The organism is Embleya sp. NPDC008237 (assembly GCF_042956465.1).
GTDB lineage: Bacteria > Actinomycetota > Actinomycetes > Streptomycetales > Streptomycetaceae > Embleya.
The window spans coordinates 254212-267416 of the sequence record NZ_JBIBGL010000017.1 but is presented as its reverse complement, the minus strand read 5'-3'; the positions used below and the strand labels follow the sequence as shown (position 1 = coordinate 267416).

At 67.6% G+C, this 13205-nt stretch carries 7 protein-coding genes and 2 pseudogenes; 1 reads left to right on the top strand and 8 read right to left on the bottom strand.

The features are described from left to right. From istA to ACFZBU_RS36610, 4 genes and pseudogenes are all read right to left on the bottom strand, one after another. The coding region (istA, locus tag ACFZBU_RS36625; RefSeq protein ID WP_391588056.1) for an IS21 family transposase at positions 1-1153 on the bottom strand (1153 nt) is incomplete at its 3' end. Positions 1154-1587: 434 nt separating this feature from the next. Further along, on the bottom strand, positions 1588-2274 hold the full coding sequence (locus tag ACFZBU_RS36620; protein ID WP_391588061.1) for a cytidylate kinase family protein: 687 nt from the start codon (positions 2272-2274) through the stop codon (positions 1588-1590). Between the two features lie 15 nt (positions 2275-2289). Next, positions 2290-2442, bottom strand: a pseudogene (locus ACFZBU_RS36615) (DUF664 domain-containing protein); the annotation flags it as partial. Positions 2443-2462: 20 nt separating this feature from the next. Continuing rightward, positions 2463-3712 (bottom strand): IS3 family transposase gene (locus ACFZBU_RS36610; RefSeq protein WP_391588055.1). Its coding sequence is split into 2 segments (ribosomal slippage): positions 2463-3439 and positions 3439-3712, totalling 1251 coding nucleotides; the frame shifts between segments, so codons are not numbered across the junction. Between the two features lie 247 nt (positions 3713-3959). Between ACFZBU_RS36610 and ACFZBU_RS36605 the strand changes: the two genes are divergently transcribed. Then, positions 3960-4286 carry a hypothetical protein gene (locus ACFZBU_RS36605; protein WP_391588054.1) on the top strand — a complete coding sequence of 109 codons (327 nt, stop codon included), beginning with the start codon at positions 3960-3962 and terminating at the stop codon, positions 4284-4286. Positions 4287-4735: 449 nt separating this feature from the next. Here the strand turns inward: ACFZBU_RS36605 and ACFZBU_RS36600 are convergent, their stop codons facing one another. From ACFZBU_RS36600 to ACFZBU_RS36585, 4 genes and pseudogenes are all read right to left on the bottom strand, one after another. Beyond that, positions 4736-10735 (bottom strand): DNRLRE domain-containing protein, encoded by a 6000-nt coding sequence (locus tag ACFZBU_RS36600; RefSeq protein ID WP_391588053.1) that lies wholly within the window; start codon positions 10733-10735, stop codon positions 4736-4738. Between the two features lie 274 nt (positions 10736-11009). Further along, positions 11010-11873, bottom strand: coding sequence for a trypsin-like peptidase domain-containing protein (locus tag ACFZBU_RS36595; RefSeq protein ID WP_391588052.1), 864 nt, complete (start codon positions 11871-11873; stop codon positions 11010-11012). Positions 11874-11931: 58 nt separating this feature from the next. Then, positions 11932-12252: a trypco2 family protein gene (locus ACFZBU_RS36590; RefSeq protein WP_391588051.1), complete on the bottom strand. Its 321-nt coding sequence runs from the start codon at positions 12250-12252 to the stop codon at positions 11932-11934. A gap of 186 nt (positions 12253-12438) precedes the next feature. Further along, a pseudogene (locus ACFZBU_RS36585) lies at positions 12439-12996 on the bottom strand (IS5 family transposase); the annotation flags it as partial. Positions 12997-13205: the final 209 nt, after the last annotated feature.

The following is a 13205-nucleotide window of genomic DNA, read 5'->3' as shown; positions in this document are numbered from 1 at the left end:
CGGGGCGATGCCGGGCTCGCAGACGTTCGATCTCGGCTCGTAGGTCCGGCTGGTTGTAGAGCCAGGACCGGGAGACGCCCGCTTCGCGGGCGACTTGCCGGGGGCGGACTCGGTGGGCGGGCACCGAGTAGAGGTTGCCGTCGAAGGCGACCAGGCAGTCCTTGCCGACGTGCCTCAACTGCCGTTCGGCAACGAGATACGGCGTCGGCGGCAGGGCCTTGAGCGCCGCGTGGTCGCGGGCCGCCCGCTCGGCGATGACTTCTCGGTGCGTCTTGTGGATCTGGGCGCGTCGTTGCGGCACCCAGGCGGCGAACGCGGCGTCCATTTCGTGGATAGAGGAGAAGGACCGGCCGGACAGTACGTGGTCACGGACGATCAGCACCTGCCGCTCGACCCTGCCCTTGCCCTGGGGCCGGTAGGCGGCCAGGACGTCGATGTCGAAGTCGTAGTGGCCGGCGAAGCCGACCGCCTCCGGATGCAGCGGTACCGCTTCACCGGGGGCGACGTGCCGACGGACGACGGTCTTGGTGCGGTCGTAGACGATCGTCATCGGCGCCCCGCCGAAGTGCGCGAACGCACGGCGGTGGCAGTCGAAGAACATCTGCAGGTCCTGACCGGTGGTGAAGCAGCAGAACGGGTCGCGCGAGTACGACAGCGTCATGTGGAAGGAGTAGACCTTCGCGATGCCCATGTGGTCGAGGATCTTGCCCTCGTCACCCCAGTCCACCTGGGCTTGGGCGCCCGGGACGACCTCGAACCTGCGGTGCATTCCCGCCAGTTCCTTCGGCGTGATGCCGAGTTCCTCGGCTACCCGTGGCCGGGCCGTCTGAACGTAGAGCTTGACGCGCTGGTAGTTCCCGGTGAACCCGTACTCGTTGGCCAGCCGCTCGTGGATGACCGCGGCCTTCATCAGAACCTCGGCACGGAGCATCGAGTCGACCAGCGGCGCGAACTCGTCGATTACCCGCGCCCGGGACCGCCCGTTCGACGACCGGCGTGGAGGAGTCGCCTGGCCGGAGGCCGAGAGATACTTGCGGACCGTCTTCCGGTCCAGCCCGGTCTCCCTGGCGATCTCCGACAGGCTCATCGCCCCGGACTCCAGAAGACCGCGGAAGCGCCGAAGATCCAACCAGCGATGCGGATCCAAGACCACTGCCAGCCCCTTCCTCCACCCCACACCGACCTACCAGCAGGGTGCCGAGCAACAGCGCTCACCGCGTCAACAACTGTCCCTTTTCACCCGTACGTGAGTGGGGACGTTCACGTGTACGCCGACATGCGGTCGACGGCTGCTTCGAGGGCGAGGGTCTTGATGTCGCACTTGCCGCCCGGCTGGATCTCGCCGCGCAGGAGCCGGTCCATGCCGACTCGGATGCGGTTCTCGTTCTCGGTCCGCTGGGACGCGGGGAATTCTCATGAGGATTCCTCGTCCACGGTGTTGGCGGTGTCGATCTCGGCGACGACTCGGAGGGCTCGGTCGTAGTCGGCCTGGAGCCGTGTTTGCGACGTTCATTGCGGCCTGTGTTGCGATTCCGGCGGCCAGGTGTGATGGGGTTCACCCGGTTTGAGGCCGGCGGCTGATCCGCGTCATTGCTTCCGCGCCGATCGGTGTGGCCTGACTTCCCAGGCGGGCCGCTGGAGCTCGTCGTTGTTCACGATGATGTCGGCGTGGTGGGTCGGGCGGGCCTGAGCGAAGTAGAGCTGCTGGGAGGGGATGTAGCGGTCGCGCCAGGACCGCTCGATCTCGGTTGTGTCGGCGGTGCCTCGGGCCTGGGCGCGTTCCAGTGTCCGATCAAACTCAACCGCGACGAAGATGCTCAGATCCCATCGGTCGAGCAGCTCTGGGCGCTGGAGGAACACACCGTCAAAGAGCAATACGGCATCCGCGGGAGCCGTTGCGACCGGCAGGGACACTGTGGTGTCGGTTTCCCGTTGGTAGATCACCGTCCGGAACCTTCGGTCCCCATCCGGGCCCAGCGGGTCGAGCAGCACCCGGCGTATCGCGTCGCGGTCGTGGGCGTCGAAGTAGCAGCCTTCGGCCGAGTACTGGCCGCGCCGATATCTCTGTGCCCGGGGGAACAGGAAGTCATCGATCGTCGCGCGGATGACTTCGCGGCCCTGCGCGCGGAGGACGGCGGCGAGTTCGTCGGCCAGCGTGGTCTTGCCCGCGCCGGGCGGCCCGTCGATGGCGACCCTGAGCGGGTGCGCGGTAGTGACGGATCCAATCTCCGTGGCCAGTCGGCCGAGGAGGTCGTCGCGGGTGCCGTATTGCATCATTCGTCCCCTTTCATCGCGTCCGAACGTTGTGCAGAACCACCCGTACTCGACGGTCGCCAAGTGCTTAACCAGGGCCAGCAAGTTGGTTCCTGACAGAATCATCGGTCGCCGCAGTGCTTCATCGTCAAGGCCGTCAAGCTTCCCTAGGACCGCATCGCGGTGCCGGTTGAACCGCTCCGGGTTTGTTAGAGACTCGCGGTTGTGGTGATGACCTGCTGATCTGGTTGTTTCTGGTAGTGCTTGGCTTCGTGTTCGGCGGGTGGGACGTGGCCGATTTCACCGTGGAGTCGGGTGTGGTTGTACCAGTCGATCCACTCCGCGGTGGCGAGTTCGACGGCAGCCAGGGTGCGCCACGGGCCTCGGGGTTTGATCGATTCGGTCTTGTAGAGGCCGATGGTGGATTCCATCAGGGCGTTGTCGAGGGCGTCCCCGACGGTGCCGATGGATCCGGTGGTGCCTTCGCGTGCGAGGTGTGCGGAGAGCCGGAACGAGGTGTACTGCGAACCGGCATCGCTGTGATGGATCAACTCGCCGTGCCGCACCGGGCGTTGGGCGCGGTCGCGTTGCCACAGGCCCATCTCGAATGCGGAGAGTACGAGGTCGGTGCGCTTGTTCGTTGCGGCCGACCAACCGACGACGCGGCGCGAGAAGGTGTCCACGACGAAGGCGACGTAGACGGTCCCGGCCCACGCGGCGACGTGGGTGAAGTCCGCCACCCATACGCGGTTCGGCGCCGACGCGACGAAGTCGCGTCGCAACAGGTCCGGCGCCCGCGTGGCGCTCGGGTCCGCCTCGGTCGTGTGGGCCTTCCGGCCGCGGACGGCGCCGGAGAGCCCGGCGTCCTTCATCAGCCGGGCGACGGTGCATCGGGCGACGTCGGTGCGGCCGCGGCGCTTCAACTCGACCCAGACCTTGCGAACGCCGTAGACGCCGTAGTTCGTTTCGTGGACGTCTCTGATCAGGGCGATCAGTTGGGCATCGCGGACGGAGCGCGCGGAGGGCACGCGCTTCTTGAAGGCGTAGTAGGTGGACGGGTGGATTCTGCAGTCGTGCGCGGTGAGCACGGTGCAGATCGGCTCGACTCCGCCGAAGCGGTCCCGGTGCTCGTCGATGAACGCTACGAGCGTGTGTGTGGCCGGTCGAGCTCGGCCGCGAAGAAAGACGCCGCAGCCTTCAGGATCTCGTTCGCACGCTTCAGTTCCGCGTTCTCCCGTTTCAACGCCTTGAGTTGCGCGGACTCCTCCGTCGTGGTTCCGGGCCTGCCGCCGGCGTCGACCTCGGCCTGACGCACCCAGTTGCGGAGCGACTCGGGCCCGACGTCGAGCTTGGCGGCGATCGAGCGGATCGCCGCGTGCTCGGACTTGTACTGGTCACGGGTCTCCAGCACCAGGCGCACGGCCCGCTCTTTAAGATCCCTTGGAGAATGCTTCGGCATGATTCGTCCGATTCTCTCAAGAACGAGAGTCTCGATCAAACCCGGAGCGGTTCAACAACCCGCTTGTGTCAGGCACCCGACGTCAGTCGACGGTCACGCCCGTGACAGTCGAAACGATCACGGTCATTCATGCCCCGGCCAGCACACAAACACCCACACGACACCCGCACCCCACTGACGACCAACCACCGCCACCACAACGCACACTCACACTGCGGTTTCAGGAATTCCGATAGGGTGAGCGGGCGTGATCACACAGCAGCGGGAGAATGATTTGTCTCAGATTTCGGTGTTTCGAGAATTCGGCAGAGGCGCTGCAATGCGTTCGGTAAAGGTGATTGTTGACGGACGAAAGGTAGGCAAAGTCAAGCAGATGGAGAACTGTGACGTGCCCGTTTCTCCCGGCAGGCACACAGTGCGCTGCGAGATGGACTGGATCGGCAGCCAGTCGGTCACCGTTGATGTCGAGGCAGGACAGAGTGTTTCGTTGGTATGTCGAGTGCGGGGGTTGAAGAAGCTCAGTCAATTGTCGACAAAGAATAGTGATCTTATCGAATTACAGGTGTCGGATTGAGATGGCCGTCCGTTGTCCGACTCTGAAGGGCGTACCAACCGATGCGTGGAGCGCGGCAGCGTGGGAATATCGAGGGCGAACGATCTCGCAGATCCTACCGAATCGGGGCTTCGATTGAGGCTGCTGTCGTCAGGGCCGCTTAGTCCCGCGTGGAGACTGCGTGCCGGAGCGAGTAGGAAGCGGTGGTCCGCCAGGAGGATCGGCAGACCACCGCTTCGCATCTCACTCGCCTTCGAGAGCTGGCGCTACCAGCGTGCGGACCTCAGGAGACTGTGGCAGAGGTGAGTACGCCGGAGCCTTCGAAGGGCGCGCCGCGCCTTCCTTATTTGGCTGGGCGTTTCGGCCGATTCCAATTCTTTGACGACCTCATCCTTCTGTGCGCGGTAGATTTCTCCGAGCATTTCCGCCGGATCAATGAAGGAACGCACATGTTTCCTCCTCTCACTTTTCTAGCGCCAGCGGCTGCGCCAGGAACTGAAGAATGGCCTGGTGTACCGGCCGGACACGTAGTACCAGGCTGCGACACCGGCGACTCCGCCGAAGAAGGCCCCAAAGGGTCCACCCAAGGCGAATCCGCCCCTGATTCCGATGTTGGTGAGGACCGTGAAAGAGATGCCATACGCCGCCCATTGTATCGGATATGACGCGTAATACATGGTTTTGCGTCCCGCGCTCTTGGCCACGTTGCACGCTTTGCGTGCCCATTTCCAGCACCTCTTGCCATCGAGATCGAATTGCGTGAAAGGATCTGCCCGGACGTAGTCGTACGCGGTGGCGTTGCCCCCAGGGATCGGGTCGACGGTGAGGAACCGGCCGACCGGAGGGCTGTAGAGACGTACGCCCATCATAATGTTGCCGGTCGGCGTCTCGGCAGAGCGCTGCTTGCCGCCGAGCCACCCGTAGCGTCCCGGGGCACCGGTCTTGACGTTGCCGTACTCGTCGAAGTCCAGTACGAGGGGTGGTTGGGTGGAGTCGAGCGGCAGAGTCACGACGACATCACCGTGGAGGTTGGTCAACTGCAGGGCGGTGCCACCCGCCTTGCCGGTGGTTGCGCCGAGGTCGCCCATCGGCGAGGTGACGTTTCGGGTGAGGTCTCCAGTGGTGATGTCCTCGACGACCCAGCGGGGATTGTCGCCGTCCGCGCCGTAGTGGTTGACCTTGTTGCCGGTCTGGCTCCACGTCCCCGCATCGGCTGTCTCGGTGGTCCAGGAGCGGAAGCGTAGTGCGGCGTCAAGGGACCAGGTCTGGCGCTTAGTTCCGGCAATCTGCTGCCGAACCAGATCGTTGGAGTAGTAGGCGGTGGCGAGGCCGCCGGGTTGTGCTGCGCTGCGACCGAAGGCGTCGTAGGCGTATCCGGAGTCGGTGAGGCGGTCGGCGCTGTCGTAGGAGTGGGTGATCGTTGTGCCGCCACTGGTGGTGCAGTCGGCGCCGGGGCCCGCGGCCGCGGAGCTCTGGCCGGTGCGGTTGGTGTTGTTGTCGAAGGTGTAGGCACGGGTGGTGCAGACGCCGTTCGCGGTGTCCTGGGTCTGGGTAAGGCGTCCTGTGGCGTCGTAGGCGTAGGCCTGGGAGGAGTTTTGGCCGGGTGCGGCGGCGTGGGTGGTCCACTGGCCGTGCACGGATTCGGTGATCGTGTCATTGAGCACGACGGTGTTGTCGCTGTTGCGCGTGTAAGCGCGAGTTTGCGGTCTACCGGTGGAGTCGAGGGTTTGGCGCATGGTGTAGCCGCCGGGGAGGGCACCGCTGGTGGCGGTGCCGTCGGGGTTGTACCGGGCGGTGAACGTTCCGGCGATCGAGTCGAAGGTGGAGGTGACCAGGCCGCGGGGTTCGATCGCGGTGGCATAGGTGTACGTGGTGCTGGACGGCACGCTGTCGGTGACAGTCGTCGGTCGATTCAGCACGTCGTAGGCGGTGGTGGTGGTGCCGCCGTCGGCATCGGTGTAGGAGATGAGGCGGCCGAGCGCGTCGTAGGCGCGGGTGATGGTCCCAGCCGTTGGCGAGTTGGTCGTGGTGGGGAGGCCGCTGGCCGGGTCGTAGCCGGTGGCTGTCACGGGAACTGCGGCGCCGAGGCCACCGGTGACGGTGACGGTGGTCGGACGGGCTGCGCTGTCGTGGTCGGTTGTGGTGGAACGGGTGGTGCCGTTGGCGGCCTCGACGATCTTGGTCGTCTGGCCGTACCGGCCGTACTCGCTGGTCTTGGTGGGCAGTTCGGTCGGGTTGGTGCCGCCGCCGGTGATCGTCCCTGCGGGCCCTGTCTGGCAGACGCTGTCGGCCCATTCGGGGCGGCCGGAGCACGGTCCGGTGCCGTTGCCAGTCCAGTAGGTGGTGATGGTGGCGCCGGCGTCGGTGCCGTTGGACTTGGGCAGGGTGGTCTTGGTGATGCGGCCCTGGTCGTCGTAGGCGGTGGTGGTGGTCACATTCAGGCCGCCCGGGTTCTGGGTGGTACTGGTGGGCAGGCCCTTGGCCCAGTCGTAGCCGGTGCCGGTGACGCGGGCGTCGCCGAGCAGTGCGGTGTTCGCGCGAGGCTGGGCGCCGACGGTTTCCTTGGTGACCTGGTTCCTGACCTTGGCGGTGCCGTCGGTCGGCCTACCTGTGTCGTACTCCTTGATGGTGCGCTCACGCGCGGCGATCGCGGTTCCGGCACCCGCGACGGTCTGGGAGCCGTCGCCCAGAATGGACGTAAGGGTGACCTGGTGGAGCGGGCCGAGTTCCTCCAGTTCCCGGGTGCCATCGGCGTTGTAGACCCTGGTTGTGGACAACAGTCGGGCGCGTTCGCCGCTGGGCAGCCCGGCGATGCCGAGCGCGGCGAGGGTCGCCTGCTCTTCCGGTCCGACGCCAATGGCCAGGGCTCGGTTGGCGGCGGTGAGTTCACGGACAGTGTTGCCGAACTTGTCGTAGTCGGTGGTGGTGATGTGGCCGCCGGGTAGAGCGGTGTTGATCCGGCGTCCGGAGGCGTCCAGGTAGGTCACCGTCGCGCGGCCATAAGCGCTTGCCGGTAGCGCGGATCCGTTGTTGTTCGCGGGGACTTGGTCGGCGGGGAAGACGGCGGTGGCGTCGGCCGGAGTACCGGTCTGGCCCCAAGCCGCGGTCGCTGCCGGGCCCAGGTCGTACGGGGCCGCGGTACCGCCGGCGGGGACGCCATAGACGAGGCTGGTGGCGGCGGTGCCATTGATCTGGGTGGCTGTGCCGGGGGTAAGGGTGGGGCGAGAAACGGACAGGAGCATGCCGTCGCCTGCCGCAGCCGACCCGCCGGCTTGACCATAGGTGAACGTCCACGGCAGCTGCCCGGGCGGGGTGAGCGTGGTAACGCGCCCGGCGGTGTCGTAGGTGTAGGTCGTCTTCAGCTCCGGGCTGATCCGCGGGTCCCACACCTCGCGCAGGCGGCCGGTGTTGTCGTAGGTGTATCGGGTCACGTCCGTCGCCGTCGCGGCGGCGACGCCGGGGTCGGTCGCCCACAGCTTGATCTGTGCCACCTGTCCGGCAAAGTCCCCGAGCGTCGAGGCGGTTGCGGTGGTGGTATTCGCGTAGACGAACTCCAGCACGCGACAGCCCTTGGTGGCGGGGTTGGTCTCGCACGCCGCGAGGGTGACCGCACTGGTGGAGGAGATGATCCGCTTCGGGCGGGCGAGCTTGACGCCCTGGGCTGTGGCAATCGTCTCGGAGACCACCTTGGTCGTGGAGTTGGCCAGGCCGTCGGCGAGGGAACTGGTGACCGTCCACACCGTGGCGGCCGGATCGGCCTTGGCGAAAGTGGTGACCACGCCGTCGGTGTCGGACAGGGTGAACCCGGCCGCGAAAGAGCCGGTCAGGGTCAGGCTTTCCGCGCCGGTTTCCGGGATCCAGCCGGTTCCGCCCTGGTTCGCGGTGAACCCGAGCGCCGACCCGTCCGCGAGCGCGATGCTCACCGCGGTCTCGGACGTCTTCGTCAGGGCGCTGTAGCTGGAATCGGTGAGTTCCGCTACGGTGCCGGAGACCCATTCCTTGCCGAAGATCGCCGCCTGTCCCTCCCGCTTCGTGCCCGCGTCGGGGGTACGGGACGACGCGGTGCGCGTCACGGTCATGCCGAACACCGATGCGTCGGTGCCGCTGAGGGTGAGGTCACCGGTAAGCAGGTTCACCTTGCCGGGGCCGACGTCCTGGCTCGCAGCGCCGTCCGCGGTGCGGTCGACCACGGCCTTGAGCGGGTCGGAGGCACCGGTGGCGTTGTGCGGTCCGGTGAAGTCGGCCTTGAGCTGCACGGGACCGTCGGGGTTGACGGTGGTGGTGGCGTTCCACACCAGATTCGGGCTTGCGCCGTTCGCCAGCGCGACCGGCCAAGTGGTCAGGGGCTGACCGCCGTTCACGATGTCGGCGGGCGGGATCGGCGCCCACGCGTCGGCATCCGAGCGCCGCCAGGAGAATGTGACCGCGTCGAACTTCGGGGTCTCGGCTTCCGCTGTCAGCGGGAGGCGTGCGGCGGTGCGCTCGCCGTCATCGAAGCCGGTGATGCCGCCCGCGCCGACGTGGAAGGTGTAGGAGACGGGTTCGGACTTGTTGTCGGCTTTGTCAACCGCCCGAACCTGGAGGGTCTGCGTGCCGCCCTTGGTCGGGGTGATCTGCAGGGCCACCGGCGTGTTCGCCCCGTTGGTCGGGACCTTGGTCCAGGTGGCGCCGTCGAGGGTCCACTCCAGCCAGTGGTGATCGGCCGTGGGCGGGGGCACGGTGAACGTGCCGGTCTGCCCGATGCCCTTGACCCATGCGTTCGACGGGTAGTCCGCCGAGCTGATCGCGCCGGGCGCGGATGGCGCTGACGTGTCGACGGTGAATGTCTTCCACGCCGACCAGCCGTCGTTGTAGTGCGTCCCGTCATACGGGCTGGAGCGGAACTTGTAGGTTTTGCCGTTCTGGAGAACCCCTGCCGGGACGACTGCGGAGACCGGCTGCCCGCTGGGCGCGTACGGGGAGACGACGACGTCGCCGACCTGGGTGTTCGTGGCGGCGTCGAAGATCTGGAAGGTGCCGTCGACCTGGTCGTTGTCCGCGTCGACGAACGTGTCGCGCAGAGTGGGGGTGAGGGTGTTGACGACGTACTCGCCGTTGTAGGAGAAGAACGGCGGGCCGGCCTGCAGGTCGGTGCCGGTGCGCGGCCGGTAGTTGTACGTCACCTCGATCTTGGGGATCTGCGAGGCGGCCGCGTTGCCGGAGTAGAACCGCTTCCAGGCGTAGGTGTCGGCTTCGTTCGTCGCGCGGATGCCCATGCCCTGGTTGACGACGGAGGTCTGTCCGGCCCAGTACTGCAGCAGCGAGGTGACGTCTGCGGACACCCACCCGCCGTTGTTGCAGTTGGTGCCGCGGGTCTCGGTCGAGGAGGCGAACTTCTGCAACCAGTTCGGTTGCGCGGTCCACCGGGTGGCGGTGCTGGAGGTGTTGGTGTCCCAGACCTCCCACGCGCGGGCCTGGGTGCAGTCCCAGGAGTGGAAGTTGAACAGCTTCAGCGTCGCCGAGGACACGATCGCGTTCTTGATCGGCGCCATGTTCCAGGTGACGAACGACCGCGCGACTCTGGGCTGGGTGTTCGTCGGCGGGTTCGCGTAGTCGCCCGGCCAGCCGATCTTCAGCTCGGTGTGTGTCGACTGGTCCGCGGTCTGCCCCTGTTGAACCCACGTGTCGAACACGTCCGACAGCGTGCCTGAGGACGGGTCGACGGTCACCGGGAACACCGTCGCGGGGTCGGCCAGAAACGTTTCATCCGGGGTCAGGCGCAGTTCGATGTTCGATCCGGTCTGTGCGACCTCCAGGCCGACGGGGACCGTGCGGGTGTGCTCGCCGGTCCTGGGGTCGACGGTGGCGTCCCACATGCGGGGGGCGGGCATCGTGGCCAGCTCGCGCCCGGTCGCCTTGTCGGTGAACAGCACGCTGCCGTCCGCCTGCTTCGCGACGTTCACGCCCTGCGCGCGCAGCGGCAGCGTGAACGAACTCCCGGTCTCGGGACGCTTGTTGAGGACCAGGAACTGCTCGAATCCGGTTCGGGTCGCCTCCACCACCAGGTCCGCGCCCGGCAGCGCGTCCGGGTAGGTGGCCTTCGCGCCGTCCAGCTTCGGCTCGGGCAGACCTCCCTTCCACTGCAGCGCCACCGCCTGTACGCCCGCACCGATCGTGATCAGGTCCTGCGGCTGCGAACTCGCCGACCCCGCGAAGGATTTCGCGCGGTCGCCGCCGCCGGGGCCTGCCAGCCGCAGCCCGCCGGGGTGCGCCTTCGACGCCACGCTCCCATCGGGCCGGCGGGCGAAGGCCACATCGATGTCCACCCACACGCCGTCGCGGCGGAACCGCACCGGGCCCGCCGACGTCTCCGTCGTCAGTGTCCCGTCCGGGTTCGCCCACGTCGTCGACGCCTCGGTCAGCATGTCGAGGACCTGTACTCGCTCACCACGCAGCTTTGCCGCCAAGCGCGCCGACGGCAGGTTCTGCACGGAACCACCGCTCGCGGCGGCCGACCCCGGCGCTGCCGGCGGCCCGGGCTCCGCCGCGAACGCCGATTCCGAACCCGCCAGCAACGTCACCGCCAAGGCACCGGAAACCGCCACGGCTGTCGACCGGCGCCCGATCCGGGGCCGGGAGAGCGATTGTCTGTCGTGTACGGGGCGCCACCGGGCAACCCTCATCAAGCGTGTCAACACACGCCACCCCCTGTATCGGCATGACCGCCATGGTCACGCCACAGAGAAACGTAGAAGGACCAACCGGTTACGCAGAAGATTCACGAAATCGACAAAATAACCAAATGCCGATGCGGGGATGTGGGATGACCCATACGAAAACCTTCGCCATCCCTACAACCATCTGTTTCACGCCACAAAGGCTCACCCCGAGAGTCCCCATGGCTAATAACCACCTTCTCGGGAAACGGAGTTGGCAGATGAACTGCATCCCCGCACCAACCGCGGAAACGGAAGCGTCCGGCGGCGGGTCGTTCCGGACCGGAAGGGTCTTTGTGCCTACGGACGTTTCGGGTGTGGTGGCTGTGCCGGTGGTCGGCGGCGGCCCAGGGGGATGATCAAAGGGGTGCCCGCCGACCTCGCAACCGATCGGGCCGCCGACGAAGCGGCCCTGCGATACCTGCCCCTCGAGGTGCTGCACGTCGTCGAATGGCCCCGGTGCCCCGGGGGGGACGCGGCCGGTGACCTGTTCGTCCAGGCGGTCGCCGTCGTCCGGGTCCTTCTGCATGCGGGGGAAGCCCAGGAGGGTGACCGGGTGGGGGCGGGTGCCGATCAGGTGGCCGAACCGTTGCGGCGGGCGGGCGATCAGATCGCCGAGGGATTCCGGCACCGGCCACCGGTGTTCGGGGTCGGTGTCGGTGATCGCGACGAGCGCGGCGTCCACGAGCGCGTCCTTGCGCCGCCACACCACGGTGGCGGGGAACTCGCGTTCGCCCCTGCCGGGGCGGGACACGGTCACCGTGTCGGGACGGCCCGGTGCGGCCATGCCGTCCAGGACGTGCGCGGCCGTCAACACCAGACGCGGCGCCAGGAGATACCCCGACCCGAACCCCCGACCTTCGACGCCCGCGAGCCGGACCCTGACCTGCACCCGACGATCGAACTCCACCACGAACCTCCCGAGGTTCCCCAACCGCACCCGCAACCCACCCCACGCACGAGAGCGTGCGTCACTCGACGTCGCGGACCTCGCTGCGGCGGCCGTCGGGCCCGTGCGAGGCCAGCCTCATCGTGACGGTGTGGGTGGTCCTGCGGCCGGTGTCCTTCTTGCCGCCCAGGCTGATCACGCTCCACCGCAACCCGCCGTTGACGCCTTTGGCCTCCGTAAGCTCCAGACCGAGCTGCAGGGTGATCTCCTCCACCGTCAACCGCACACCCGTGTCCGCGCCCGGCGCCGCGATCCGACTCTGAGCCTCGGCGATCTGCTCCCGCAACAACGTGATCGCATCCGCCAGATCCACCAAGCCGTCGAAGCTCCCGGCATCGCCCATCGTGCTCCCCCTCACCCCGGCCCTCGGGCCGGGACACCTCGTGTCGCCCTGTCACGGAGCCCGGAACGAGCCTCGCGTCGCGAGGTCGTCTCCCAGGGCGCCGCGTGTGGTCCACCTGCCTACCAGAACCCCCGTACCGGGGAGGCCCGTTCGCCCGAGACGATCCCCATTCGTGCCGGGCACGTCCGGGGACGACGCCGGGTGTCGAGGGTGCGCCGCGGCCGGAGGCGGCAGGAGCCGGGTCACATCGTGGCGGTTGCCGCCGGTGGGAATGACGGCGAGCGGGATGCCACGGCGGTCAACGATCAGATGGTGCTTGGAGCCGGGGCGGGCCCGGTCGACCGGTGAGGGGCCGACATGGTCTCCCCCTTTGAGGGCCCGGACATGCGAGCCGTCCACGGCGCAGTCGTCCAGGTCCAGAGAATCCGTGCGGCGCAGTTCAGCCAGCAGGGCAGCGTGCAGACGCGGCCAGACTCCGGCCTCGGTCCAGTCCCGCAATCGGCGCCAGGCTGTGACTCCGGAGCAGCCCACGGTCTCGGCGGGGATGTCGCGCCAGGAAGCACCGGTCCACAGAATGTACAGAATGCCGGCGAGAGCTGCCCTGTCTGGAACGCGAAGTCGCCCGGGGTGGCGGTGGCGCCGCACGGGGGCGGGTGGCAGAAGCGGAGCCACCCGCTGCCACAGGTCGTCCGAAACAAGAGCAGCGCGCACCTGGCCATCCTGCCGGTCAAGATCATCGGGCACGGGCCCGCAGCTCAACTCATTCGGAAGGGGACGGCCTGGAAGAAGGGATGCGGGAAATTGTTCATCCGGACGGCTCCCGTGACGGTTGCCGCTGCCCTGGGGCGCCGTGGGGGGGGGGGGGGGGGGGCGGCCCCCCCCCCCCCCGGGGGGGGGGGGGCCCCGCCGCCCCCCCCCCCCCCCCCCGCGGGGGCGCCCCCCCCCCGCGGGCG